23 protein-coding genes and 1 rRNA gene are annotated in these 25048 nt (G+C 67.7%); 12 read left to right on the top strand and 12 right to left on the bottom strand.

Translation table 11 applies throughout. The features are described from left to right. The first annotated feature begins 157 nt into the window (after positions 1-157). Together rrf and AAW51_RS23690 are read left to right on the top strand one after the other, a co-directional pair. Positions 158-270 (top strand): 5S ribosomal RNA (gene rrf / locus AAW51_RS23695). Between the two features lie 438 nt (positions 271-708). Then, positions 709-957: a hypothetical protein gene (locus AAW51_RS23690; protein WP_157360017.1), complete on the top strand. Its 249-nt coding sequence runs from the start codon at positions 709-711 to the stop codon at positions 955-957. Between the two features lie 33 nt (positions 958-990). Here AAW51_RS23690 and AAW51_RS23685 read toward each other — a convergent pair whose 3' ends face one another. Further along, positions 991-1908, bottom strand: coding sequence for an MBL fold metallo-hydrolase (locus tag AAW51_RS23685; RefSeq protein WP_047196589.1), 918 nt, complete (start codon positions 1906-1908; stop codon positions 991-993). 107 nt (positions 1909-2015) lie between these two features. Then, on the bottom strand, positions 2016-3707 hold the full coding sequence (locus AAW51_RS23680) for a long-chain-fatty-acid--CoA ligase (RefSeq protein ID WP_047196588.1): 1692 nt from the start codon (positions 3705-3707) through the stop codon (positions 2016-2018). 465 nt (positions 3708-4172) lie between these two features. Between AAW51_RS23680 and AAW51_RS23675 the strand changes: the two genes are divergently transcribed. From AAW51_RS23675 to AAW51_RS23665, 3 genes are all read left to right on the top strand, one after another. Beyond that, positions 4173-4622, top strand: coding sequence for a hypothetical protein (locus AAW51_RS23675; protein ID WP_238947678.1), 450 nt, complete (start codon positions 4173-4175; stop codon positions 4620-4622). 14 nt (positions 4623-4636) lie between these two features. Further along, a complete protein-coding gene (locus AAW51_RS23670; RefSeq protein WP_047196586.1) occupies positions 4637-6262 on the top strand; it encodes a GMC family oxidoreductase in 1626 nt (541 codons plus the stop codon). Between the two features lie 96 nt (positions 6263-6358). Further along, a complete protein-coding gene (locus AAW51_RS23665; RefSeq protein WP_047196585.1) occupies positions 6359-7300 on the top strand; it encodes an esterase/lipase family protein in 942 nt (313 codons plus the stop codon). Here the strand turns inward: AAW51_RS23665 and AAW51_RS23660 are convergent. The 3 genes from AAW51_RS23660 to hppD form a co-directional block, all read right to left on the bottom strand. Beyond that, complete coding sequence (locus AAW51_RS23660; protein ID WP_047196584.1) at positions 7204-8028, bottom strand: hypothetical protein; 825 nt, start codon at positions 8026-8028, stop codon at positions 7204-7206. The two genes, AAW51_RS23665 and AAW51_RS23660, sit on opposite strands and share 97 nt — an antisense overlap. A gap of 156 nt (positions 8029-8184) precedes the next feature. Further along, positions 8185-9087, bottom strand: coding sequence for a phenylalanine 4-monooxygenase (gene phhA, locus AAW51_RS23655; RefSeq protein WP_047196583.1), 903 nt, complete (start codon positions 9085-9087; stop codon positions 8185-8187). 10 nt (positions 9088-9097) lie between these two features. Next, positions 9098-10225, bottom strand: coding sequence for a 4-hydroxyphenylpyruvate dioxygenase (hppD, locus tag AAW51_RS23650; protein ID WP_047196582.1), 1128 nt, complete (start codon positions 10223-10225; stop codon positions 9098-9100). A 126-nt stretch (positions 10226-10351) separates the two neighbouring features. Between hppD and AAW51_RS23645 the strand changes: the two genes are divergently transcribed. Together AAW51_RS23645 and AAW51_RS23640 are read left to right on the top strand one after the other, a co-directional pair. Continuing rightward, positions 10352-10834 (top strand): Lrp/AsnC family transcriptional regulator, encoded by a 483-nt coding sequence (locus tag AAW51_RS23645; protein ID WP_047196581.1) that lies wholly within the window; start codon positions 10352-10354, stop codon positions 10832-10834. A gap of 364 nt (positions 10835-11198) precedes the next feature. Then, a complete protein-coding gene (locus AAW51_RS23640; RefSeq protein ID WP_047196580.1) occupies positions 11199-12647 on the top strand; it encodes an alpha/beta hydrolase family protein in 1449 nt (482 codons plus the stop codon). An 88-nt stretch (positions 12648-12735) separates the two neighbouring features. On the opposite strand, the gene AAW51_RS23635 is transcribed toward AAW51_RS23640, so the two are convergent. The 4 genes from AAW51_RS23635 to AAW51_RS23620 form a co-directional block, all read right to left on the bottom strand. After that, positions 12736-13557, bottom strand: coding sequence for an HDOD domain-containing protein (locus AAW51_RS23635; protein ID WP_047196579.1), 822 nt, complete (start codon positions 13555-13557; stop codon positions 12736-12738). Between the two features lie 111 nt (positions 13558-13668). Next, entirely contained in the window at positions 13669-14697 is a 1029-nt protein-coding gene (locus AAW51_RS23630) for an ABC transporter substrate-binding protein (RefSeq protein ID WP_047196578.1), read from the bottom strand. 46 nt (positions 14698-14743) lie between these two features. Beyond that, on the bottom strand, positions 14744-15514 hold the full coding sequence (locus AAW51_RS23625; protein ID WP_238947939.1) for an ABC transporter permease: 771 nt from the start codon (positions 15512-15514) through the stop codon (positions 14744-14746). 194 nt (positions 15515-15708) lie between these two features. Beyond that, entirely contained in the window at positions 15709-16464 is a 756-nt protein-coding gene (locus AAW51_RS23620; RefSeq protein ID WP_047196577.1) for an ABC transporter ATP-binding protein, read from the bottom strand. A gap of 211 nt (positions 16465-16675) precedes the next feature. Between AAW51_RS23620 and AAW51_RS23615 the strand changes: the two genes are divergently transcribed. The 3 genes from AAW51_RS23615 to AAW51_RS23605 all read left to right on the top strand — a co-directional run bounded on the left by AAW51_RS23615 (position 16676) and on the right by AAW51_RS23605 (position 19360). Further along, positions 16676-17239: a Yip1 family protein gene (locus AAW51_RS23615; RefSeq protein ID WP_047196576.1), complete on the top strand. Its 564-nt coding sequence runs from the start codon at positions 16676-16678 to the stop codon at positions 17237-17239. A 240-nt stretch (positions 17240-17479) separates the two neighbouring features. Continuing rightward, complete coding sequence (locus tag AAW51_RS23610; RefSeq protein WP_047196575.1) at positions 17480-18610, top strand: mechanosensitive ion channel family protein; 1131 nt, start codon at positions 17480-17482, stop codon at positions 18608-18610. Between the two features lie 153 nt (positions 18611-18763). Then, positions 18764-19360 carry a PEP-CTERM sorting domain-containing protein gene (locus AAW51_RS23605; RefSeq protein ID WP_047196574.1) on the top strand — a complete coding sequence of 199 codons (597 nt, stop codon included), beginning with the start codon at positions 18764-18766 and terminating at the stop codon, positions 19358-19360. A gap of 80 nt (positions 19361-19440) precedes the next feature. Here AAW51_RS23605 and fusA read toward each other — a convergent pair whose 3' ends face one another. After that, a complete protein-coding gene (gene fusA, locus AAW51_RS23600; RefSeq protein ID WP_047196573.1) occupies positions 19441-21504 on the bottom strand; it encodes an elongation factor G in 2064 nt (687 codons plus the stop codon). Between the two features lie 250 nt (positions 21505-21754). On the opposite strand from fusA, the gene AAW51_RS23595 reads away from it, so the two are divergent. After that, entirely contained in the window at positions 21755-21994 is a 240-nt protein-coding gene (locus tag AAW51_RS23595) for a KTSC domain-containing protein (protein ID WP_047198229.1), read from the top strand. Between the two features lie 36 nt (positions 21995-22030). Here AAW51_RS23595 and AAW51_RS23590 read toward each other — a convergent pair whose 3' ends face one another. Next, on the bottom strand, positions 22031-22237 hold the full coding sequence (locus AAW51_RS23590) for a dodecin (protein ID WP_047196572.1): 207 nt from the start codon (positions 22235-22237) through the stop codon (positions 22031-22033). Positions 22238-22260: 23 nt separating this feature from the next. Continuing rightward, a complete protein-coding gene (locus AAW51_RS23585; RefSeq protein WP_047196571.1) occupies positions 22261-23832 on the bottom strand; it encodes an acyl CoA:acetate/3-ketoacid CoA transferase in 1572 nt (523 codons plus the stop codon). A 200-nt stretch (positions 23833-24032) separates the two neighbouring features. On the opposite strand from AAW51_RS23585, the gene AAW51_RS23580 reads away from it, so the two are divergent. Further along, a complete protein-coding gene (locus AAW51_RS23580) occupies positions 24033-25025 on the top strand; it encodes a tripartite tricarboxylate transporter substrate binding protein (RefSeq protein WP_047196570.1) in 993 nt (330 codons plus the stop codon). Positions 25026-25048 lie beyond the last annotated feature (23 nt).

Below are 25048 nucleotides of genomic sequence, written 5' to 3'. Positions count from 1 at the left end.
CAGGTAGCACGCCAACGCGTCGCTCACCTCTGGTACGCAATCAAATTCTGCTGATTCACTGCAGCGCCATTAAAGAGCGCTGCAGTTCAAACTCTACGAATTGGTCGTCTTGCACCACGCCGCCTCCCGCGGCGCCGCACGACGGCAACCAGTTATGCCTGATGACCATAGCGAGGTGGTCCCACTCCTTCCCATCCCGAACAGGACAGTGAAACGCCTCAGCGCCGATGATAGTGCGGATTCCCGTGTGAAAGTAGGACATCGTCAGGCTGTTATCCCTCAAAACCCCACCCACTCTCGCAGTCGGTGGGGTTTTGCTTTTGCGGATGAATATCGCCGCCGACTCGGCGCAGTTCCCGGGACGTGAGAGGCGGTGGGACATCGAGCGGGCAACTAAGTAGATGGCCTACCGAGATCCGTTGCGGGCTTTGTCGTTCTGTTCTCTGGCTCGAGAACATCACAGGCCGATTCGCACCCGCCGCTTCGACCGAGTTGAGGAATTGCCGTCGAATTGGGGCTGGGCATCGGACAGCACGGATGACAGTGACCAAGCCGATCCGCACAGCCGAACATTAAAGTCCGCCTGGGGAGCCGGGCGCATCTTTGATTTCACCCGCTACGGCGCAACACCGCCGACCAATGAGGGCGAGTGCAAATGAGGAAGTTGGGCTACTTTCTACTTGTCATGGCATGTTATGGCTCATTGCCTTGCAATTTGCCGTCCTGTCACGGTTCGGCATTCGCAAAGTGTTGAAGACCGAATTCGATTACTTGGACTCCAGCCCAAGAGTCGCCTACTCGAAAGACGAGATGGAGGCGCTGCTGCACCGTACTGCACGCGGAAGCTACAACGCTCAGCCATTGTTCATCCTGCCCGGCACCGTGATGTTCGCCGGTGGGCTGCTGGCAGCGCGACGCGGCGATTCGACGTTGGCCGCAGAACGAATGGCGCGATAAGCGTGCTTACCCGACCTTGCGGACTGCCGGACCTCAAATGTCGACCAGCACCCCGCGGCTGCGCTTCAACACGCCCGTGTTCTCCAGCGCCTGCAGGAGCTGGTCACACCAGGCGCTGAACGGGTGCTCCCGCGCGAAATATCGGGCGTGAATGCGGCCGAATAAAGGCGTTGCCCTCAGCCACTCCATCATCTGGTCACGCCCGATCGTCTGAACCTCGATCAGGTGGAACTTGGCCAGCGCTTTGGCGGCATACCAGCCATGCCGAATCGGGTCCGATTGGAACTGCGCCAGCCGGCGATACGCGCGCTCGAGCGCAGCGTCGACATCGAAGACAAGCTGGCCATGGCCGGGGATCACGAGGCGGACGTCGAGGCCTGCAATGACATCCAGCGTTGCCCGCACCTCTTGCAGCGCATCTTCACCGTCGAGCTCAGGAAAGACGACGCCGAACCCGTTCTCCCACAGCGCGTCCGCCGAGATCAGCAGCTGGTCTTCGGGGGCGTACAGGATCACGGCATGCGGGTCGTGTCCCGCCGCCGCCAGGACTTGCCACGTCCTCGTGCCGATCTGGTACTCGCTACCCGGCACCAATACACCCTGGACGCTGAAGCGAGGGCACTGTTGGCCGGTTGCCTTGAAGCTGAGCTGGTCGTCGTCCCATGCCTCCGCCGCGTTCCGCTCGGCCACCGGCACCAGCACTTCGCAACCATACCGCTGCTGAAGGGCGGCGTTGCCGCCGCAGTGGTCGGAATGCAGATGGCTGTTGAAAACGCGGCCCAGCCGTTGCCCGCCGAGCGACTGCTCTACCAGCGCGAGGGTCAGCGACGCGTGTGTCGCGTAGCCGGAATCGACCAGCACGGCAGGCTCGCCGGCCGACCCGCGCAGCAGCACGTTGTTGGAAGACAGCCAACCGCGTTCGAAGACGACCACATCGGCCGGCAGCGTCATGGCGTCTCAATGGCCGGCGTCACCGCCTTTGAGGCGCGCGACGCCGGCGCTGACCAAGGGCGGCAGTGGCGCCGCCAGGGTAGGGCGGCGCCAGAGGGGCTGCCAGCTCAGGCGGCCTGCCGCAACTCGCGGCGCAAGATCTTGCCGACGTTGGTCTTCGGCAGGTCGTCGCGGAACTCCACATACTTCGGACGCTTGTAGGCCGTGAAGTTCTGGCGGCAATACTCCATCAGGTCTTCTTCGGCGAGCGTCGGGTCCTTCTTGACGACGAACAGCTTGACCGCCTCGCCCGACTTGGCGTCCGCCACCCCGACCGCCGCACATTCCAGCACGCCCGGGTGCAGGTTGACGACCTGCTCGATCTCGTTGGGGTACACGTTGAAGCCCGAGACGAGGATCATGTCCTTCTTGCGGTCGACGATCTTCACGTAGCCGCGCTCGTCCATCACGCCAACGTCGCCCGAACGGAAGTAGCCGTCGGAGGTCATCACCTTGGCGGTTTCGTCCGGACGCATCCAGTAGCCGACCATCACCTGCGGCCCGCGGATGCAGATCTCGCCGGGCTCTCCGAGCGGCATCTCGCGCCCTTCGTCGTCGCGGATCGACACCTCGGTGGAGGGGATGGGCATCCCGATCGTGCCGGTGAACTCGGCCAGGTCGAGGCGGTTGCTGGTGGCCACCGGCGACGTTTCGCTCAATCCATAGCCTTCGACCACCGGGCAGCCGGTGACCTTGAGCCACTTCTCGGCCGTGGCCTGCTGCACCGCCATGCCGCCGCCATTGCTGACCACCAGTTCGGAGAAGTCGAGCTTGGCGAACTCGGCGTCGTTGGCGAGCGCATTGAACAGCGTGTTGACCGCCGGGAACATGTTGACGCGGTGCTTCTGCAGCGTCTTCACGAAGCCGGGGATGTCGCGCGGGTTGGGGATCAGCAAGTTCATCATGCCGAGCCGCGCGCCCATCATGTAGCACACCGTCAGCGCGAAGATGTGGTACAGCGGCAGCGCGCACACCACCGTCAACGGCCGCTCGCCCAGCTTGTCGAGCATGGGCTTGAACCAAGCCTCGCTCTGCAGGATGTTGGCGACGATGTTGCGGTGCGACAGCGTCGCACCTTTCGAAACGCCGGTGGTCCCGCCGGTGTACTGCAGGAAGGCGATGTCTTGCGGTCCCAACTGCGGACGCTTGAGCGTCAGGCGCCGGCCTTCAGACAGCGCGGCGTTGAAACGGGTGACCGTGCGGCCACCGTCCAGCGGCAGCTTGAACTCCGGCACCATCTTCTTCGCGTGCCGCACGACGAAATTCACCAAGGCGCCCTTGACCTGACCGAGCATGTCACCCATCGCCGCGACCACCACGTGCTTCACGTTGGTCTTGGTGATCACCTCTTGCAGGGTGTTGGCGAAGTTCTCGAGGATGATGATGGCCTCGGCGCCGGAATCCTTGAGCTGGTGCTCCAACTCGCGCGGCGTGTACAGCGGGTTGACGTTCACTACCACGAAGCCGGCCCGCAGCACCGCCGGAATGGCGACCACATACTGCAGCACGTTGGGCATCATGATCGCCACCCGGGCACCGCGCTGCAGCCCTTTGCCCTGCAGCCAGGCGCCCAGCGCCGTCGACAGCTGGTCGACTTCACCGAAGGTGATCGGGCGCTCCATGCACATCGCGGCGTTGCGCTGCGCATACTTACGGAACGACTCCTCCATCAAGGCGGGCACCGAGTCGTACCTCGTACAGTCGATCTCGGGCGGCACCGACGGCGGATAGTTCACGAGCCAGGGCTTGGACGCAGTCACTTGTTCTCCCACACATAGTTACTTAGTCGTCCATTGTTCCGACAGGCGGACAGCGCGCCTACGGTAGTTGCACTAACGAGGCGTCACCTTGGCGACTCAAATGTCACGGATGGCGACCGTACGCACGAAGACGGTGCGACTTCAGAGCCCGACGGTGACAACCCGCGGTCCGGGGTTGGCACTCACTGCCCGGCGCCGCGTCGCCGCGGACCCTCGCCGACACACGACAAAGAAGCGGAAACTCGTGGCACCACGGATCGCAGCATCGCCGGACGCCTCCCAACGCGATCGCATCCTCCGCCGCCCGCCGCTCGCCGCTCGCCGCTCGCCGCTCGCGCCCCCGGCCCACGGCAAGGGAATAGACCGTCCTGCCTAGCCCGCCCCGCCGAATTGGTGCAACACTCGCCGCCGATGCACAGAAGAAGCCTGCTCAAGCTTGGAATCGGATCCGCCCTGCTGCTATCGGTGGCCGGCGGCACCGCTCTGTGGCTGGCCCCCTCCGGCAGCGGCGGCGAGCGCGAGCGGCACCGGGCGATCTGGCGGGCCGTCACGCTTGCAGTGCTCGATGGACAGCTGCCCGCCGACCCGGCGCTGCGCGACGCCGAAGTGCTGGCCCAGGTCGACCGCATCCAGGCCTTCGTTGCCACGGTGCCACCGGCCACCCGGCACGAACTGTCGCAGTTGCTGACGGTGCTCGGCAGCGCACCGGGGCGCCGTTTGCTCGCAGGTCTCGACGCCGACTGGGGCGACGCCAGCGTCGCCGAAGTGCAGCAGGCGCTCGACCGCCTGCGGCTCTCGCGGCTGGCACTGCGGCAGCAGGCGTATCACGCGCTGCGCGACCTGAGCGCGGTGAGCTTCTACGCCACCCCCACCAGCTGGGCCGCACTCGGCTACCCCGGCCCTACCGACATCTGAGGCCAACAGCAGCCATGAGCCAGCAACCCGATCCGATACGGCAAGGTCTAGCGCGAGGCTGGAAGGTGATGGGTGGTGAACACGCCGCGCTGCCGTCGCGCCTCACCTGTGATGTCGCCATCGTCGGCACCGGCGCCGGTGGCGGCATCACCGCCGAACTGCTGGCGCGGGCCGGGCTCGAGGTGGTGATGATCGAAGAAGGCCCGCTCAAGAGCAGCAACGATTTCCGTCAGCGCGAGAGCGACGCTTATCCCGCGCTCTACCAGGAGAGTGCGGCGCGCAAAACCGCCGACAAGGCCATCACCATCTTGCAGGGCCGTTGTGTCGGCGGCTCCACCACTGTCAACTGGACGAGTTCCTTCCGCACCCCCGCCGACACGCTGCAGCACTGGCGTGAGCGTTATGCGCTCCCCGAGTTGTCGCCCGAGGGCCTGAGCCCCTGGTTCACCCAGGTCGAGCAGCGCCTGCACATCGCCGCCTGGGACGTGCCGCCGAACGAGAACAACGACGTGCTGAAACGGGGCGCCGAACGCCTCGGCCTGTCCTTCGGCGCCATCCGTCGCAACGTCAACGGTTGCTGGAACCTCGGCTCCTGCGGCATGGGTTGCCCGACCAACGCCAAGCAATCGATGCTGTTGACCACGGTGCCGGCCGCGCTCGATCGCCAGGCGCGCTTGCTGGTGCAGACCCAGGCCCGCCAGTTCGAGCTGGCCGGCGGGCGGGTGCGCGCGCTGGTGTGCCTGCCCACACGACCCGACGGCAGCCTCGAAGCTGCGCGGCCCACCCGCGTCGTCGCACGCCATTACGTGCTCGCGGGCGGGGCCATCAACTCACCGGCCCTGTTGTTGCGCTCGGCCGCGCCCGATCCGCACGGCCGCCTGGGCCGGCGCACCTTCTTGCATCCGGTGGTCATCTCGGCCGCGCTGATGCCGCAGCCGGTGCAAGGCTGGCAAGGCGCACCGCAGACGGTCTACAGCGACCACTTCCTGCACACCCAACCGCTGGACGGGCCGATCGGCTACAAGCTCGAAGCGCCGCCGCTGCACCCGGTGATGTTCGCCTCCACCGCGCCCGGCTACGGCGCTACTCAGGCGCAGCTGCTGGCCCAGTTTGCCAACACCCAGGCGCTGATCGCCTTGTTGCGCGACGGTTTCCACCCGGACGCAGCCGGTGGACGCGTGCGGCTGCGCGATGACGGCTCGCCGCTGCTCGACTACCCCTTGAACGATTTCCTGATGGACGGGGCGCGTCGTGCGCTGCTCAGCATGGCCGAGATCCAGTTCGCCGCCGGCGCGCGACAGGTGTTGCCGATCCATGAACTCGCGCGTCCCTATACGAGCTGGGCCGAGGCGCGCGACGCGATGGCCCAGCTGCCGATGGAGCCGCTGAAGACGCGCGTCGTCAGCGCTCACGTGATGGGGGGTTGCGGCCTCGCCGGTGACGAGCGCCTGGGCGTGGTACGCCCCGACGGACGCCACTGGCAGGTGGACAATCTCAGTGTGCACGACGGCTCCTTGTTTCCCACCAGCATCGGTGCCAATCCGCAGGTGTCCGTCTACGCACTGGCGGCCCGGCTGGCCAGCGGCCTTGCGCAACGGCTCACCGGTAAAGTGGCATCGTTGACCTCGCCCACGGCGTGATGCGCTGCAGCGCCCCACGCCGCCGCAGCAAGGCCGGGCTTTCGCAGCCTGTGCACCCTGCGGCAGTCTGCCCGCCCCTGTGACCCGCTTCATCCCATGCTCGCCCGTCTCCAACAAGCCATCACCCTCACGCTGCTCGGCAGTGCCTTTGCATGGGCCTTCTGGTGGGCACAGCAGGGCCGCCCGCTGGTGGCAGCCGCCGGTGCGCTGCTGATCGCGCTCGGCTACGCGCTGGTGCTCGCGATCGAGTTCGTCATCCTGTCGCGGGTGCACGGCGATGACCCGACGCCCAAGGCGAGCCTGCGCGAACTGGTGGCGGCGTGGTGGGGCGAGGTCACCCACTCACCGGTCATCTTCTGCTGGCGCCAGCCGTTCGTTCCGAACGCCGTGCCCGACCGTCCCGAGGCAGCCGGGCGCCGCGGTGTCGTGTTGATCCACGGTTTCGTCTGCAACCGCGGCTTCTGGACCCCTTGGATGCGGCGCTTGCGCGCCCGCGGCGTGCCCTTCGTCGCGGTGAGCCTGGAGCCGGTGTTCGGCAGCATCGATCATTACGCCGACCTGGTCGAAGCCGCCGTGCGGCGGCTCGAGCTGGGCACCGGCCAGGCTCCGGTGCTGGTGTGCCACAGCATGGGGGGCCTGGCGGCACGGGCCTGGTTGCGGCGCGAGCAGGCGGATGCGCGTGTGCACCGGGTCATCACCATCGGCACGCCGCATCGCGGCACCCACCTCGGCCGCCACGGTCGCACCCTCAACACGCGACAAATGGGGTTGGACAGCCCTTGGCTGCAGCAGCTGACGGCCGCAGAGCCGCCCGAGCGCTACCGCCGCTTCACCTGCTTCTATAGCAACTGCGACAACATCGTGTTCCCACCCGCCGTGGCCAGCTTGCCGGGGGCCGTGAATCTGCACCTGCCCGGGTGGGCGCACGTCCACATGGTGCATCACCCGCAGGTTTTCAACGAAGTGCTCGCCTCGGTCGGCGCCGCCTCGACCGTGGCACCCGGCGCCGACCGCGGTGCCGACGTGGCCGCCCGCTGAGCCAGCCAGGCGGCCGCACTGGCCAGCAGCAGCAACTGCAGGGTCGGGCCGGCGAGCGGGCCCAGCCACGGTGCCAGCCGCGCGTGGCTCGCCTGGGCCAGCAGGCCCAGCGCATACAGCGTCAGCACCACGGTCCAGTCGTTGCGGTGGGTGTAGCGACCTTCGAGGCGCAGTGCGCCGGACGGGATCAGCAGCAGCGGCAGCAACTGCAGCAGCAACAGCGCGCGCTGGTCACCGGCGCCCAGGGTCAGTTCGCCCACCGTCCAGTGGCTCACCGCGCCGATCGACAGCGACAAGGCCGCCAGCAGCACCCACGCGCTGTCCCAGCGCGGGCTGAGCCGTTCGGCCAGAAAGGTGCACAGCAACATCGCGTGGGCCACGCCGCTCGCCGCCTGCAGCAGGAACAATGGCCAGTGTGCGCGGTCGAGGCCGGCATAGAAGGCCGCGGCCCCCGCCAATGCAATCGAGACAAACCAGCAACGCCATGCCTGCACCGGCGGCCCGCCATCGCGAGGCAGCGGCACGTAGGCGCAGCCCCACAGGCCGGCCGCGAGCAGGTTCAGCGCCGCCAGCAGGTGCAGCGCACTGTGAGCCGCCGCGGGCGGCGCCGGCAGCGGCCGCAAGCTCGGGCCGAGGATGGGGCCATAGGCCAGCAGGCCGACCACCAGGGCCAAGGTCATCGCGGCCAGCAGCGCGACCGCGCAGCGTTTGGTCAGGACGGGGTTCATCAACGCCACCTCCGCTAGGGCGGCGCAGGGCGCGCCGCAGGCACTCCGAAGGCTTGCAGTGTCGACCCCGTCCCAGGGGCTCACAATCACTCTTGCGGGGGGAGGCAGGCCACCCGAATGCGGGGCCTGCAGAGCCCGCTGCGGGCCGCCCTCGTGCTACGCGAGCACACGGGGCGGTGCTTCGTGCGGCAGCACCACCCCGGCCTCGATCTCAGGCAGCCCGCGCACCTGCTCGTACAGAGGTGCGAAGTCGGGCGCCGTGGCCTCGAAGAGCTGCTGGAACGAGTCGATCACGAAGTAGGTCTCCTGGTAGGCGTCGATCTTGTAGCGGGTGCGCATCACGCGCAGCAGGTCGAAGGGCACATGCTTGGGCTGTGCCACGCGCACGCTGTGGGGCAGTTCTCCGGCCGACGACAAGATGCCGGCGCCGTAGGCCCGCACACCTTGCGGCGTCGCGATCAGCCCGAACTCCACCGTGTACCAGTACAGCCGCGCCAGCAGCTCGCAGGCATTCAGCCCGCTCGCCTTCAGGCCGCCCGCGCCGTAAGCCTGCATGTAGTCGGCAAAGACCGGGTTGAACAGCAGCGGCACGTGGCCGAACAAGTCGTGGAAGAGGTCGGGCTCCACCACGTAGTCGAATTCGTCCGGTCGCCGTATCCATTGCGTGACCGGGAAGCGCCGCTGCGACAGCAGCTTGAAGAAGGCTTCCTCGGGGATCAAACCCGGCACCGCCACCACCTCCCAACCCGTGGTCCGGTGCAACTGCTCGCTCAAGCTGTCGAAGCGCGGGATCTGTTCGGGTGCTCCCAGGTGCTGCACCGCCTCGATGAACTCCTCGCAGGCCAGCCCCGGGAGTTGCGCCGCCTGGCGCTCATAGAGCCGGCGGTAGAGCGCATGCTCGGCCTCGCTATAGGCGGCCCAGTCCTGCTCGCAGGTGTAGTCGGCACGCGCGCGGGCATAGTCGCCGCGGGGTGGCCGGTCGCCCTGGCCATAGGTCACAGGCGCCACGCCCTGGTTGACGGCGCGCGGGGTCTCGTCGGTCCAAGCGTCCTGCTGCATGGCGTGGTCCTCAGGCGTGTTGCGGGTCGGTCGGGGTGCAGGACGTGTCGGCCTTCAGCACGCCGCGGCGCATCTGGTCAAGCTCGATGCTTTCGAACAAGGCCTTGAAGTTGCCTTCGCCGAAACCCTGGTCGCCCTTGCGCTGGATGAACTCGAAGAAGATCGGGCCGAGCTGGTTTTCCGAGAAGATCTGCAGCAGCAACTCACCCGGCTTGCCGTCGATCAGGATCTTGCGGCGGTGCAGTTCGGCGACGTTCTCGCCATGCCCCGGGATGCGCTTGTCGACCAGCTCGTAATAGGTGTCGATGGTGTCCAGCAGCTTCACGCCGCTGCCGCGCAGCGCATCCACCGTCTGCAACAGGTCGTTCGACCCCAGCGCGATGTGCTGGATGCCCTCGCCGTGGTACAGGTCCAGGTACTCCTGGATCTGGCCCGGCTTGTCGTTGCCTTCTTCGTTGATCGGGATGCGGATCTTGCCGCAGGGGCTGGTCATCGCCTTGCTCTTCACACCGGTGACCTGGCCCTCGATGTCGAAGTAACGGATCTCGCGGAAGTTGAACAGCCGCTCGTAGAACTCGGCCCATTCGGCCATGCGGCCGCGGTGTACGTTGTGGGTCAGGTGGTCGATGTAGGTCAGCCCATGGCCCACCGGATTCAGCTCGGCGCCGGGCAGCGGCTCGAAGTCGACGTCGTAGAAGCCGATGTTGCCGATCTCACCTTCCTTCGCGCCGTTCTTGCCGCGCCAGCGGTCGACCAGGTAGATCAGCGAATCACCGATGCCCTTCAGGGCCGGGATGTTCAGCTCGCCCGGCCCCGCCTGGTTGGCATAGCCCCAGGCGCCGAGGTCGAGCGCGCGGCGGTAGGCCTGGGCGGCATCCTGCACGCGGAAGGCGATCGCGCAGATGCTGGGGCCGTGCAGGCGGGCGAAACGCTGCGCAAACGAATCGGGCTCCGCGTTGATGATGAAGTTGATCTCCCCCTGGCGGTACAACAGCACGTTCTTGTGGCGGTGCCGGGCGATCGCCTTGAACCCCATGCGCTCGAACAGCTGGCCCATCGCCACCGGGTCCGGTGCCGCGTACTCGATGAACTCGAAGCCGTCGGTGCCCATCGGGTTGTCCCAGGGGGTGAATTGCATCGTGATCTCCCGCGTCGATTCGGTTGAAGAAGAAATGCAAAGACTGTAGGTCGCCCCCGGCGCAGTTTTCTTGCATTATCTTTGCTCGAAGTCAAAACAACGCATGGAACATGCGAAAGCAAAAGAATGAACGCACAAATTGATCTCGATGCCATCGATCGACGCATTCTTCGCGCGCTCCAGTCGGACGGGCGCATGACCTACGACCAGCTGGCGAGCGAGGTGCAGCTGTCGGCGTCCGCAACGCTGCGGCGGGTCAAGCGGCTGGAAGACGCCGGCATCATCGCCGGCTACGTGGCCCTGGTGCCGCCGGAGCGGGTCGGCCTCGGGCTGACCGCCTACCTCAACGTCCGGCTCGAAAAGCACACCGAGATCCACAAGCGCAATCCGATGGACCTGTTCCGCGCAGCGGTACAAGCCTGGCCGGAGGTGGTCGAGTGTGTCGCGCTGACCGGCGAGATGGACTACCTGCTGCGGGTGGTGGTGGAGGACATGGCGCACTACTCGCGCTTCATCATGGACACGCTGCTCAAGCACCCCAGCGTGGAAGACTGCAAGACCAGCTTCGTGCTCGACCGGGTCAAGAACACCACCGCGGTTCCGGTGTAACCCTGGGTAAACCTGATAGACAGCTGTCGCCTTGGCGACATATTCGGCGGAACGTCGTCCCAAAATCGGGATTAGTTCGCACCCCGTGCCGTTTTGAGGAGCTGCGATGGCCTTGCCGCCACTTTGTTGTGTCCATCTCGTGCGCCAGCGCGCGCCCTGCATGGCCGGTCCTGCCGCCGCCGTCGAGCGGCAGGGTCGCCTCGACGCTCTTTCCTCCTCCGCGCCCCGTCTTCTTGCCAGATGCCGCTGACCGGCTCGCAGCGGTTCGTGTCCCGCGCAATGACGTTCGCCTGACGACGTCGTGCGCGTGGCCGTGTCCGAGCCATGACGAAACATCAAACATACCGACTCGATGGAGACATGCATGAACGCAAGACCCTGGAATGCCGCGCCCCCTATGATCGCCGCGGTGCTGTTGGCGGCGTGCGGAGGTGGTGGTGGCGATGACGACGACGGCAACGCCCCGCCGCCGCCCGTCGTCGAGACGCGGGCGCACGACAGCCGCACCTTCAAGATCGACCCGGCCACGCTGGCCTTCCCCGCCTTGACCGGCACGACCGCGCTGACCGATCGCTGGACCGGCGTGCTGAACGGCGCCGGCTACCGCATCGAAGTGCCCAAGAACTGGAACGGCAAGCTGGTGATGTACGCGCACGGCTACAACGGCACCGGCGATCAGTTGAAGGTCACCACACCGTCGCTGCGGCGCTACCTGATCGAGAACGGCTACGCCTGGGCCGCGTCGAGCTACAGCACCAACTTCTATGATGTGCGCGCCGGCGTCGAGGACACCAATGCGCTCGCGCTCGCCTTCACGAAGATTGCCGCCGAGAACGGCCGGACGCTCGAGAAGCCGCAGGAGTTCTACGTCACCGGCCACTCGATGGGCGGCCACGTCGCGGCCGCCGCGGTCGAGAAAGAGACGCTGGAGAAGGCCCGCAACAAGGTGACTTACAAGGGCGCGGTGCCGATGTGCGGCGTGATGGGCGACACCGAGTTGTTCGACTACTTCGGCGCCTACCAGTTGGCCGCCCAACACCTCGCCGGCAAGCCCGCGACGTCGTTCCCGACCACCGACTGGGGCCAGATCCGAGGGGACGTGCAAGCGGCGCTGTTCACCACGTTCAGCACCCAATCCACTGCGCAAGGCGAGAAGCTCAAGGCGGTGGTGAAGAACCTGACCGGCGGCGAGCGTCCGATCTTCGATGCGGGCTATCGCAACACGGCGCTGCAGAGCGTGGTGTGGGGAACCGCCTTCGGCGGTGACGGCACCATCAACGGCATCCTGAACCGCAACGTGGTGGACACCACCCGCTTCACCTACCAGTTCGATGCCGACCCCGCCGTGAGCGCCGAGGAAAAGGCCTTCAACGACGCCATCTTCCGCGCCAAGGCAGCCGAAGGCGCCAATGCCGAGCGTCCCGACGGTCTGCGCTGGATCCCCAAGGTCAACGGCGAGATCGACGTGCCGGTGGTCACGTTGCACACGCTGGGCGACATGTACGTGCCCTTCAGCATGCAGCAGATCTACCGCAAGCGCGTCGAGGCCAAGGGCAAGGGGGCCTTGTTGGCGCAGCGCGCCATCCGTGCCCCGGGGCATTGCGACTTCACGGTGGCCGAGCAGGAAGCTGCCTTCGAGACGATGCTGCAGAAGGCGTTGGACGCGAGGGCCCCGGCGGCCGGCGATGACGTGCTCGATCCGGCCAAGGTGGCTGCCGCCGCATACGGCTGTACCTTCACCGTCAACACCCTCGGCCGTGACGACAACCCCGCCCTCGCCGACGTGCGGGCGGCCCTGCCGGCTTGCCCCTGACGGCTCGCGTCCCGCGGCGTGAAGGCGCTCGCCCTCACGCCGCGGGCGCCCAAACCGCGCCGAGGCGGCGCGGTGGACGCCTGCCGGGTCAGGCGTCCAACTCCCGCACCAGCTCCCACGCCGCCGCTTCCGACATGTGCAGCAGCGCCGCAATGTGGGCGATGTCGTCGGGCACCGCGGGGTTGTCCCAGCCCTGTTCCGTATGGCGTGCCAGTCGGATCGCCAGCATCACGTTGCGCACCTGCGGCTGGTCGGCATGGGCGTCGTCGGTGACCCGGATCAGGATCTCCGGCAGCCGCCAGGCCCGCATCAGCGACTGCTCCAGCTCGCACAGCGTCACGTTCAACACCTGACGTTGCGCCGCGGCCGAGCGCAAGCTCGGGTCTTGTCGCTGCAAGGCGCGGATCTGCGCGGCGAGCGCCGGCGCATGGCACCACAGCAGCAGTTCGGCGAAATCGTGGATCAGCGCGGCTTCGTGCAGCACCGGTGCGTCGGTGTCCATGCGGTGCACCGCGAATCCCAGCGAGAAGGTGGCGGCGCGCCCGGCCCGGCGCAGCACCCCGGCGAGGCCTTCCAGGGCGTCCGGGTGCTCGTGCAGCAGCGCCTCGGTCGACACCAGCGTGTCGAAGGCGCGGAAGAACGGCGAAATGCCGAGGAACACCAGCGCCGCCGTCACCGTCTCGGTGCTGCCGCTGAAGTGCGCCGGGCGCGCCCGGGCAGCGTGGATCAGCAGCTTCAGCGACATCAGCGGGTCGCCGCCGAGCAGGGGGGCGAGCGTGTGCGCGTCGACCTGGTCTTCGGCCGCCCGCAAAGCCTCCAGCGTGCTCACCGTCGATGGCAGCACCGGGATTTCCGCGTCGCGGAAGTAGGCCGTCCAGGCGGCAAGGTCGGGCAGGGCGCGCAGCAGCATGTCAACCGGTCGAGAGCCCATGGGTAAACGGACTATCGGCCGCCACCGCGGCGCACTGGATGGGGGTAAACACCAGCAGGCAGCCCGCCGGCGGCCGGCGCGGCGAGGTGCTCACGGTTTGCCCGTCAGGCGCCGCTTCACGTCCAGCCCGACCTTTTTGTTGACGAACTGCGTCGTCGCGACCTTGCTCAGGTCGACTTCGCCGGGCTTGTAGAGGCCGGCCTTGACCATCTGCTCATAGAAACCGCGCACGCGCGCCATGTTCGTCGCGCCGATGCCCAGCGTCAGCGCCTCGCCCGAATCCACGATGCCCTGCTGCTTCAGCAACGCCACCGACGCTTCCAGCTCTTCTTCGCTCATGTCGGGGTTGTCGCGCCGCATCGCGGCGTGGGCCGCCTTGCGGTCGCCGTAGAGGTAGCGGTACCAGCCGACGATGGAGGCATCGACGAACCGCTGCACCAGCTGCGGCTGCTGGCGGACCATCTCGGTGCGCGCCTCGATGACGGTGGAATAGGTCGAGTACCCGTGGTCGGCCAACAGGTGCACCACCGGCTTGAAGCGTCCCTGCTGCTCGACGTAGATCGGCTCCGCCACCGAATAGCCTTGCTGGATCGCCTTCTTGTTGGCCAGGAAGGGCCCGAGGTTGTAGTTGTACGGCTTCAGCTGCTCGTCACGAAAGCCGTGCTCGGCCTTCAGCCACTGCCACCAGGTGTACTGCGCATCTTTGGCGATCAAGGCCACCGGCGCCTTCTTCAGGTCGGCAAACGTTTCGTAGCCCTGGCCCGGGTGGGCCACCAGGGCCTGCGGGTCCTTCTGGAACATCGAGGCCACCACCACCGTGGGCAGGCCGTTCTTGACGTTGTCGAAGGTGTGCAGCAGGTTGCCGGTCATCAGAAAGTCGATCTTGCCGGCTGGCAGCAGGGGCCGGTTGTTCACCTGCGGGCCGCCTTGCTGCAGCGTCACGTCGAGGCCGTACTGCTTGTAGGTGCCGTCGACCAGGGCCTGGTAGAAGCCGCCGTGCGCGGCCTGCGCTTTCCAGTTGGTCGCGAAGGTCACCTTGTCTTGGGCTGCCGCCACACCGGCAGCGGCAAGGCCGAGACAGGCAACCATCCAGGGGGCGGGACGCAGAACGAGGGGCATGGCAACAACTCCGGGTCGGTGAGAGGCAGCAGGCGTGCGGTGTACGTCAGCGCTCGGAGGCGTGCCAGCGTCCGAGGCACCAGCGCGCCAGCGCATTGAACAGCCAAAAGATCGCAATGCCGGTCAGCGAGGTCAGCAGCAGCGCGGCATACAGCTTGGGCGTGTCGGTGCGAAAGCTGGCCTCCTGGATGCGCGAGGCCAGGCCGGTCTCGCGCCCGGCGGCGCCGGCTGTGAACTCTGCCACCACGGCGCCGATCAGGCTCAGCCCGCCAGCGATTTTGAGTCCGGCGACGAAATAGGGCAGGGCCGACGGCAGCAGCAGCCAACGCAAACGCTGCCAGCGGCTGGCACGGTAGAGGGTGAACAAATCGCGCAGATTCGGGTCGGCCGAGCGCAGGCCGATGACGGTGTTCGACAGGATCGGGAAGAACGCGACGATCCAGGTGCACAGCAACAACGCGGCGGTGGTGCTGTCGACATAGATGATGATGAGCGGCGCGATCGCGACGATGGGGGTCACCTGCAGCACGATGGCAAACGGAAACAGCGCCATCTCGATCCAGCGCGAGCTGGCGAACAGCGCCGCCAGCAGCGCCCCGCCGAGTGCGGCCAGCAGCAGCGCACCGAAGGTGATCTTGATCGTGAACCACCAGGCCGTGGCCAGCGAGCCCGCATCGGCCCAAAGGCTGGCCAGCACCTGGGTGGGGGCGGGCAGGATGTAGTGCGGGATCTCGGCCCAGCGCACCAGCCCTTCCCACAGCAGCGTGGCGACGATGAGCGCCAACGCGGGCACCCACAGGTCGTGCCGCGCCAGCAGCCGGCGCCATCCGGCGCTGGGCGTGGCGGGTGAGGACGGCACGCTGCGCGACGGGGGTCTGACCTTGCGTCGCGACACCGGGTCACGTCCGTGCTGCCGCGCCGCGGCGGCTTCGGGCGGCCGCGCGGGGCTCACTCGGTCATCTCCGTGCTGTCGCACTGCGGCGCGAGCGCCTTCGGGCGGCCGTGCGGCGCTCACCGCGCCACCTCGGTCTGCGCACGCTCCAGCGCCTGCGACACGCGCGCGCAGGTCTGCACGTAGTCGCTGGAGGTGCGCCAGGCACTGTGGCGCGGGTAGGGCTGCTCGACATGCACTTCTTCGACGATGTGCCCGGGGCGGTGGCTCATCACCAACACGCGCTGGCTCAGGTAGACCGCTTCGAACACGCTGTGCGTGACGAACAGGCTGGTGAAGCCGCCGGTGCGCCACCACGCCAGTAGGTCGTCGTTGAGCTTCTGGCGTGTGATCTCGTCGAGTGCCGCGAAGGGCTCGTCCATCAGCAGCAGGACGGGCTGGCGTACCAGGGCGCGTGCGATGGACGCACGCATCTTCATGCCGCCCGACAGCTCGGCCGGAAAGGCGTGCGCAAAACCTTGCAAGCCCACCGATTGCAGCAGCGTGTCGATACGATCGCGCGCCCGCTCCCGGGTGCAGCCGGCGATGCGCAAGGGCAGCCAGACGTTGTCGAACACGCTGGCCCACGGCATCAGGGTCGGCTCCTGGAACACATAGCCCACCGCCGCCTCCGCCTTGGGCAGCCGCAAGCGGCCGCGGCTCGGCTGCTCCAGCCCCGCCACCAGCCGCAGCACAGTGCTTTTGCCGCAGCCCGAGGGGCCGAGCAGCGAGACGAACTCACCGGCCTCGACGTGCAGGTTCAGGTCGCGCACCGCGAGGGTCCCGGTGGCAAAACGTTTGTCGAGGTGACGGGCTTCGATCAGGGGAGGCGACAACGTCGGGTCCTTGTCGGCAGGCTGGCTGGGGCCCGATTGTCGCGGCGAATCGGGTCGCCGGGAGCACGAAGCCGTTACCGGGGGGCGGCCAGCGGCGTCCCTGAAAGTCGGGACATGGCAGGACCGGTCCCCGACCTCAGGGAGGGGTGAGGACCGGCGGTGGGTAGCATGGGCGCCGCCCGGTGCTGCCGGGCGTAACCAGGAGACGCCGATGAACATCGTCCAGCGGGTGCGCGACATCCTGCTCTCGCCCCGCGCCGAATGGCCGGTGATCGCAGCCGAGCGGCACAGCATCGCCACGCTCTACCTGCAGTACGTCGCGATCCTCGCGGCGATTCCCGCCGTTGCCGGCTTCATCGGCCTCGCGATCCTGGGTCAAACCGCCCACATGACGCTGCTCGGCGCACTGCTGCGCATCGCTGTCGGCTACGTGCTGTGGCTCGCGATGGTGTTCGGCCTGGGCCTGCTGGTGGATGCGTTCGCCCCCGCCTTCGGCGGCCGCCGGCACCCGCTGCAGGCCTTCAAGGTCGCGGCCTACAGCCTGACGCCGGCCATGGTCACCGGCGTGTTCATGTTGTTGCCCTCGCTCGGGGTGTTGAGCCTGCTCGGCGCGCTGTGGTCGGTCTGGCTGCTCTACAACGGCCTGCCGGTGTTGATGAAGGTGCCGCAGCAGAAGGCGGGCGGTTACACGGCCGTGGTGGTGGTGTGCGGCATCGTGCTGGACCTCGTGGTCGAGACGGCCATCACCATGCTGTCGCGGCCGGGGGCTGTGTGAGGCTCGCAAGGGGGCAGGCCGGCGCACGGCGGCGCCAGCGGCCGGTCCCGACGCAATTGTTTCGGCTGGATAAAGATCGCGTCATTCGGCTCTGCTAGCCTCGGCCGCTTTCGGGGTCCACGGCGCCTGGGGGCGTGCCAAGGCGGGCGCGCGCCACGCGGGTCGAGCGCGCCAGCGACGCTCCCCTGCCGTGGCCCGGCTCTTGCAACGCAGACGCCTCGTTTGACTGACCCCTTCCCGATGACCCTGGAACTCCTCGCGCCCTGGCTCCACACCGGCTGGGCGGCTCTCGTGGCGCTGGTGCTCGCCCTGGTCGTGCACCGCGTCGGACGTTTTCTGGTGTTGCGCATCACGCGGCACACGACGGTGCTCGACGCCGTGGCGCGTGCCAGTGACCGGCCCGCGCAGTTCGTGCTGCCGTTGGCGGCGCTGCAGGTGGTGTGGCACGCGGCCAGCGAAGCCTTGCCCCGGCTTGGCGCGGTACGACATGTGAACGCGGTGGTGCTGCTGGCCTGCATCACCTGGCTGGGCATGCGGGCCATCCGCGGTCTCGCCAACGGCTTCCTGAAGTACTACCCGGTCGAGATCGACAACAACCTGCAGGCGCGCCGTGTCCACACACAGGCCCGCGTGCTGGCCCGCACTGCCCAGTTCCTGATCCTGCTGTTCGGCCTGGCCTTGATCCTGATGACCTTTCCCGGCGCGCGCCAGGTCGGCGCCAGCTTGCTGGCGTCGGCCGGGGTGGTCGGGGTGGTGGCCGGCATCGCGGCCCGTTCGGTGTTCGGCAACCTGATCGCCGGGCTGCAGATCGCCCTGTCACAACCGATCCGCATCGACGATGTGCTGGTGGTGCGCGGCGAGTGGGGCCGGGTGGAGGAAATCACCGGCGCCTACGTCGTGCTCAAGATCTGGGACGAGCGGCGCCTCATCATCCCGTTGCAGTGGCTGATCGAAAACCCGTTCGAGAACTGGACCCGCACCAACGCGCAGATCACCGGCACCGTGTTCCTGTGGGTCGATTACGGCATGCCGCTCGAGCCGCTGCGGGCCGAGGCCTTGCGTGCCTGCAAGGCCGCGCCGCAGTGGGACGGGCGGCTGTGCCTGCTGCAGGTCACCGACGTCACGCCGCAGGCCGTGCAACTGCGTGTGTTGGTCACGTCGCGGTCCTCGGGCGAGAACTGGGACCTGCGCTGCGCGGTGCGCGAGGCGCTGGTGGACTTCATGCGGCGCGAATACCCGCAATTCCTGCCCCGCATGCGCGCCGAGCTGGACGGCGAGGTGCGGCGCGAGCAGGCCCCGTCGGGCCCGTCCCCTGTTGCAGTGCCGCAACTGGACGCCCACCACCGCATTCGAGGGGGTGGGGCGGGCTGAAACACCGCCGCCCGCTTGTGCCTTGGGCCACCGCCCCAAAGGGTCGCCGCCCTGTTGCGGTTCGCGACGCCTGCTTACGAACTTGTCATGGCAATCTTCCCCATGATGTTCGAACATCTGGGACACAATCCCATAACCCCTCAGGAGGACCCAGTGAAGGCACCCCTTTATGCTGCCGTCGCGGCCCTGGCACTCGGCGCCGCCAGCGCCGGCCACGCTGCCACCCAGACCTACAGCTTCACGCAGCTGATCTCCGGCGAGCAAGTCTCGGCGCCGCTGGCGACCTTGACGCTCGAAGACGTTGCGGGCGGCGTGCAGTTCACCTTGCAAGGCTCGTTCGGCACCCTCGGTGACGGCAGTTTCCTGAGCCGCATCGAATTCAATGGTCCGACCGGCGACGCCACCGCCGTCTCCGGCAATACGTTCCGCACCGCCCCGACCTATGGCGCGCATGTCAACGCGTCCTACGACTTCACCTGGGAAGCGGCGCTGCCGGTCAGCAACAAGCCCGGCTCGGACCGCTTCCTGGCCGGTGATGCGGCCGTCTGGAAGATCTCGGGCGACGGCCTGAACGTGGCGTCGTTCGACGGCACGATGCTGCTGCACTTCCAGGGCGTGTCGGGCCTGGGCGACTACACGTCGATCAAGGTCACGACGCCGGTGCCCGAGCCCGAAACCTATGCGCTGATGCTGGCCGGCCTGGCTGGCGTGGGCGCCATGGCCCGCCGCCGCAGCCGCAAAAGCGTCTGAGCGGTTGATGAACGGCGGCTCGCGATGGCGCGCTGCCGTCGATCGGTGAGGCGGTCTCCTTCGCCGCCTCGCCGGTCCCCCTACTCCTCGTCCTTCACGCGGTACTGCCCCACCAGCTGCTGCTGCACGCCTGGCGGCACCGGGTCGTAATGCGACAAGGTGATGGTGTAGCGCCCCTGGCCCCCGGTCATCGCATTCAGGCGCGACTGGTAGCCGTTCAACTCCGACAGCGGGGCCTGCGCCAGCACCACCATCACGCCGCCGCTCAGCGCGCGGGTGCCGGCCACCTGGGCCCGCTTGGCGGCGAGATCGCCCGTGATGTCCCCCACGCTCGACTCCGGCGCGGTGATCTCCACGTCGACGATGGGCTCCAGCACGATGGGGCCGGCTTTCAGCACCGCATCGATGAAGGCCTTGCGACCGGCGGTCACGAACGCGATCTCCTTCGAATCGACCGAGTGGTGCTTGCCGTCGTAGACCGTCACGCGCACGTCCTTGACCGGGTAGCCGGCGATCACGCCACTCTCCAGCACCTGGCGCACGCCTTTCTCGACCGCCGGAATGAACTGGGTCGGGATGGTGCCGCCCTTGACCTGGTCGATGAACTCGAAGCCTGAACTCTCGCCGCTCGAGCGGGGCAGCGCCTCCACCCGCAAATAGACCTCCCCGAACTGCCCCGCGCCGCCGGTCTGCTTCTTGTGCCGGTGGTGGCCTTCGGCGGCGCCCGTGATCGTCTCCTGGTAGGCGATGCGCGGCGGCCGGGCGTTCACGTCACATTTGTAGATCTCGGTCAGGCGGTCGAGCAGGCTGCGCAGGTGCAGCTCGCCGAGGCCGTAGACGACGGTTTCGTTGGTGGTCGGCACGTGCTGCACCCGCAAGCACGGGTCCTCGTCGACCAGCTTCTGGAGCAGGTCCCACAGCCGCTGCTCGTCGCCCCGCCGGCGTGGCTCGATGGCCAACCCATGCACGGGCAGCGGAAAGTCGAGCGGCTTCAGGTGGATGTGTTCGTCTTCGGCGGCATCGTGCAACACCGCGTCGAAATGCAGTTCGTCGACCTTGGCGACCGCGCAGATCTCGCCCGGGCCCGCGCGCGGTATCTCGACGTGGTCCTTGCCCTGCAGCAGAAACAAATGGCCCACCTTGAACGGCTTGCGGCCGTCGCCGACGTAGAGCAGGCTGTCGCGCGTGACGGTGCCCTGGTAGATGCGGAACACGCCCATCTTGCCCACATACGGGTCCACCGTGATCTTGAACACATGTGCCAGCACATGGCGTTGCGGATCGGGCTCGGCGCGTAGCGGTTGCGCCTCGGGGCCTTCGCCTTGCAAGAACTGCGGCGGGTTGCCTTCGCCGGGGTGCGGCATCAGCTTCACCAGCACGTCGAGCAGTTCCGCGATGCCGGCGCCGTTGCGCGCCGAGACGAAACACACCGGGATCAAATGGCCCTCGCGCAGCGCCTGCTCGAGCGGCGCATGCAACTCGCGCGGATCGACATCACCGTCGTTCAGATACCGCTCGACGAACTCGGCGTCGACCTCGACCACCTGTTCGACCAGCGCCCGATGCGCCTGTTGCACCGACGAGAAGTCGGCCTCGCCATCGGGATTGAAAAAACAATCGACGACCCGGGTGCCGTTCCCCGCCGGCAGGTTCAACGGCAGACACTCCTTGCCGAAAGTCTCGGACAACTGCTGCAACAGTCGCGGCAAATCGGTGCGTTCGGCGTCGATCTTGTTGACGATGATGAGGCGGCACAGCTCGCGCCGGCCGGCCCATTCCATCATGCGCGCCGTCATCATCTCGATGCCGGCCGACGCGCTGACCGCCACCGCCGCCGTCTCGACGGCCTCGAGGGCCGCCAGCGAATGCCCGAGGAAGTCGGGCGAGCCCGGTGTGTCGATCAAATGGACCCGGCTGTCGAGGTGGTGCAAATGCACCACGGTGGAGGCCAAAGAGTGTTGCACCTTGCGCTCGAGCGGGTCGAAGTCGCTGACGGTGCTGCCGCGCTCGACGCTGCCCGGTGCACCGATGGCGCCGGACTTGTGCAGCAGCGCTTCCAGCAAGGTGGTCTTGCCCGACGCCGCGGCGCCGACGAGGGCGAGGGTGCGGATCGAGGCGGTCCCGAGCGAGCCGGGCAAGGTCATGGGCGCTCTCCTGTGAGACGCGGAGGCGGCGCCTGCGCCGTGCATGGCGGGCAGGTCGCGCCACCGTTCAGTGGGCCGACCGAAGCGGCACAGCGTAAGGGATCAGGCGCGGGCGCACAAGGCCGTTGGGGACCGAACTGCCGCGCCGCCTGGGAACGGGCCTTGCCGGAGCGGGGCAGCACCCCTGTCGGCGATGCAGGCTTCGAGCGCCGTCACGGGGCCTGACGCCAGCCCGATCTCTGCCTTGCCCATGCAACGTCACACCGTCGCCTCCAGCAGCTTGCGCTCGGTGGGTTACGACCCGTCGCACCAGCTGCTGGAAGTCGAGTTCGCCACCGGCCGCGTCTACCGCTACGAGGACGTGCCGCAGGAGGCCTACGACGAGTTGCTGGCCGCCGATTCGCTCGGCCGGCACTTCAACGCCCGCGTGCGCGACCGCTACCCGACCGAGGAGGTGACACCGGCGCGGTCGAGCCGCCGGCGGCGCTAGTGGCCTGTCACCCTGGAATGGGGTTGCAGCCCACGATCACTCGAGGGTGAAGCCGACCTTGAGCGTGACCTGCCAGTGCGCCACCTGGCCGTCGACCACATGGCCGCGCGTCTCGACCACCTGGAACCAATGGATGTTGCGCACCGTCTCGTGCGCCTTGGCGATCGCGCGGCGCACCGCATCGTCGCTGCCGACCGTGGACGACCCGGTCAACTCGACCAGCTTGTAGACGTGTTCGCTCATGAGGACTCCTGCTGAGGGCTAACTCAGGATAGCGACCCCCGCTGCCTGCCACAAGCGCCCATCGGCCCGTCGCGGAACACCCGCTCGTCCATCGTCCGCAGATCGGCCGCGACGGCCACCGGCGCGGCGCAGCGCTCCAACACGTCGCGCCGCAGGTCGATGCCCGGTGCCACTTCGCACAGCGTGAGCCGACCCTCGCGCAACTCGAACACCGCCCGTTCGGTGACGTACAGCACCTCGCGGCCGAGCCCGCTGACATACGGACCGTTGAAGCTGAGGTGGCCCACCTGCGGCACCACCTTCGCGACGCGCCCCTCCTGCACGATCTGCAGCCGTCCGTCGCCGGCGCGCACCGACAGCCCGCCGGCGGTCAGGCTGCCCATCAAGACCACCCGGCGCGCGCTCTGCGTGATGTTGATGAAACCGCCCACCCCGGCGATCTTGTCGCCGAAGCGGCTGACGTTGACATTGCCCAGCGGGTCGAGTTCGGCCATGCCGAGGAACGCGATGTCGATGCCGCCGCCATCGTAGAAGTCGAACATCGCCGCATGGTCGATGATGGCCTCGGGGTTGGCGCTGGCCCCGAAGCTGAGCAGCTGGGCCGGCGTGCCGCCGATCGGGCCGGCCTCGACCGTCAGCGTGAAATCGCGATGGCCTTCCTCACGGGCGATGTGGCCGATGCCGGCCGGCATGCCGACGCCCAGGTTCACCACCGGCGCGCGCAGCTTGAGCAGCTCGAGAAAGGCGCGCCGCTGCACGATCTTGCGGGCGTCCAGCGGCACCGGCGGCGGTGCGTGGTCGGGCGCCCGCACCTCGCCGGTGTAGCTTGGGTTGTAGGCTTCGCCGAAGGTCATCCAGTGGTCGTTCGGGTCTTCGGTCACCACCACGTGGTCCACCAGGATGCCCGGCACCCGCACCAGGTTGGGGTTCAGGCTGCCGGCCTGGGCGAGCCGTTTCACCTGTGCGATGACGATGCCGCCGCTGTTGTGCGCCGCTTGCGCGATGGCCAGCAGGTCCTGGTGGAAGGGTTCGTGCTCGGTCGTGAGATTGCCATGCTCGTCGGCGGTGGTGGCGCGGATCAATGCGCAGTGCACCGGCAGGCTGGGGTAGAACAGATGCTCCTCGCCGCGCAACTCGATCAACTCGACCAGCGATTCGGTGGTGCGTGGTGTCAAACGACCACCGTCATGGCGCGGGTCGACGAAGGTGTGCAGCCCGATCTTGGTGATCACACCGGGCTTGTGGCCGGCGATCGCGCGGTAGAGATGCGAGATCACGCCCTGCGGCCAGTTGTAGGCCTCGATCTCGTTGCGGGCCACCAGCGCGCCGAGCTTGGGGGCCGAGATCCAATGCCCGCCAATGACCCGCTTCAGCAGCCCGGCATGGCCGAAGTGGTTGACGCCGCGGTGCGCACGGTCGCCTTGGCCGGCCGCATAGACCAGGCTCAGGTCGCGCGGTGCCCCTTCCGCCAGGAAGCGGCGTTCCAGCGCGGCCGTCACGGCCTCGGCATGGCCGGCACCGACGAAGCCTGCGGTGACGACGGTCCAGCCGTCCTGGATGAGCGATGCGGCCTGGTCCGCGCTGAGGATCTTCATATCTGAACGTTCTACCTTCGAGCGCTGCAGTATGGCGTCTTTCACCCTCGCGCTGAAGCCGCAAACGGCTGCGTCAGCTGAGACGAGACCCCACGTACTGCGCAGCGGAATTGACACGTGGGGTTCGCGCGGATGGGCGCTGGCAAGGCCCGTCCCTAGACTGGTTCACACCTTCCAGTCGCACCCGGAGAGTCCCCACGATGTCCTCGCCCGTGTCCACCCGACGCCGCTTTTTGATGCAGGCCGCCGGCGGCTTGTCGGCTGCGGCGCTGTCGGCGCCCGTCTTCGCACAGGCCGGCTGGCCGTCCAAGCCGATTCGGTTGGTGGTGCCCTACCCGCCGGGGGGCTTCACCGACGTCACGGCGCGCTTGATCGCCCGCGGCCTGCAGCAGCGGCTCGGGCAGACCGTCAACGTCGACAACAAGGCCGGTGCCAACGGCATCATCGGGGTCGACGCGGTGGCCAAGTCGCCGGGCGATGGCGGTACCTTCGGTGTTGTCATCGCCGCCCACGCGGCCAACACCACGCTGTATCCCAAGCTGCCTTACGACCCCACGCGCGACCTCACCGGCGTCTCGCTGATCGGCATCTCGCCGCTCGTCGCAGCCGTCCACAACGAGGCGCCGTTCAAGACCGCTCGCGAGATGATCGAGTACGCGCGCCGTCAGCCGGGCAAGGTCAGCTTCGGGTCGTCGGGCAACGGCTCCGCCGCGCACCTCAGCACCGAGCTGTTGAAGGCGTTGACGCAGACCTACATGGTGCACATTCCTTACCGCGGCGCGGCCGCGGCGCTGACCGATCTGATCGGCGGCCAGATCCAGCTTTTCCTCGACGCAGCGTCTGGCCTCATCCAACCCGGCAAGCAGGGGCGGGTGCGGCTGATCGGCGTGGCCAGCGAGAAGCGCCTGGCGGCGCTGCCCGAGGTGCCCACCTTCATCGAGCAAGGCATCGCCGGCTTCACCGGCAGCACCTGGGCCGGCGTGATCGCACCGGCCGCCACGCCGCGCGAGATCGTGCAGAAGGTGGCCGACGAGGTGGCCCAGATCGTGCGCGAAGACGAGGTGCGCCAGCGCCTCGAAGCGATGGGCACGGTGCCGGTGGGCAACACGCCCAAGGAGTTCAACGACTTCATCGCGGCCGAGACGGCGAAATGGGGCCGCGTGATCCGCACGGCCAAGGTGCAGGCGGAGTGACCCACAGGCCGGGGCGCGACGCC

The organism is Caldimonas brevitalea (assembly GCF_001017435.1).
Lineage (GTDB): Bacteria > Pseudomonadota > Gammaproteobacteria > Burkholderiales > Burkholderiaceae_C > Caldimonas > Caldimonas brevitalea.
This window is presented reverse-complemented; position numbering and strand designations above follow the sequence as displayed.

Excerpts from the sequence above, each read along its gene's own strand:
- AAW51_RS23685 (WP_047196589.1), bottom strand. The coding sequence starts at position 1,908 with ATGACGCTGCCGGCCGATGTGGTCGTCTTCGAACGCGGTTGGCTGTCT.
- AAW51_RS23670 (WP_047196586.1), top strand. The coding sequence starts at position 4,637 with ATGAGCCAGCAACCCGATCCGATACGGCAAGGTCTAGCGCGAGGCTGG.
- AAW51_RS23665 (WP_047196585.1), top strand. The coding sequence starts at position 6,359 with ATGCTCGCCCGTCTCCAACAAGCCATCACCCTCACGCTGCTCGGCAGT.
- AAW51_RS23660 (WP_047196584.1), bottom strand. The coding sequence starts at position 8,028 with ATGAACCCCGTCCTGACCAAACGCTGCGCGGTCGCGCTGCTGGCCGCG.
- phhA (WP_047196583.1), bottom strand. The coding sequence starts at position 9,087 with ATGCAGCAGGACGCTTGGACCGACGAGACCCCGCGCGCCGTCAACCAG.
- hppD (WP_047196582.1), bottom strand. The coding sequence starts at position 10,225 with ATGCAATTCACCCCCTGGGACAACCCGATGGGCACCGACGGCTTCGAG.
- AAW51_RS23645 (WP_047196581.1), top strand. The coding sequence starts at position 10,352 with ATGAACGCACAAATTGATCTCGATGCCATCGATCGACGCATTCTTCGC.
- AAW51_RS23640 (WP_047196580.1), top strand. The coding sequence starts at position 11,199 with ATGAACGCAAGACCCTGGAATGCCGCGCCCCCTATGATCGCCGCGGTG.
- AAW51_RS23635 (WP_047196579.1), bottom strand. The coding sequence starts at position 13,557 with ATGCTGCTGCGCGCCCTGCCCGACCTTGCCGCCTGGACGGCCTACTTC.
- AAW51_RS23630 (WP_047196578.1), bottom strand. The coding sequence starts at position 14,697 with ATGCCCCTCGTTCTGCGTCCCGCCCCCTGGATGGTTGCCTGTCTCGGC.
- AAW51_RS23615 (WP_047196576.1), top strand. The coding sequence starts at position 16,676 with ATGAACATCGTCCAGCGGGTGCGCGACATCCTGCTCTCGCCCCGCGCC.
- AAW51_RS23610 (WP_047196575.1), top strand. The coding sequence starts at position 17,480 with ATGACCCTGGAACTCCTCGCGCCCTGGCTCCACACCGGCTGGGCGGCT.
- fusA (WP_047196573.1), bottom strand. The coding sequence starts at position 21,504 with ATGACCTTGCCCGGCTCGCTCGGGACCGCCTCGATCCGCACCCTCGCC.
- AAW51_RS23595 (WP_047198229.1), top strand. The coding sequence starts at position 21,755 with ATGCAACGTCACACCGTCGCCTCCAGCAGCTTGCGCTCGGTGGGTTAC.
- AAW51_RS23590 (WP_047196572.1), bottom strand. The coding sequence starts at position 22,237 with ATGAGCGAACACGTCTACAAGCTGGTCGAGTTGACCGGGTCGTCCACG.
- AAW51_RS23585 (WP_047196571.1), bottom strand. The coding sequence starts at position 23,832 with ATGAAGATCCTCAGCGCGGACCAGGCCGCATCGCTCATCCAGGACGGC.
- AAW51_RS23580 (WP_047196570.1), top strand. The coding sequence starts at position 24,033 with ATGTCCTCGCCCGTGTCCACCCGACGCCGCTTTTTGATGCAGGCCGCC.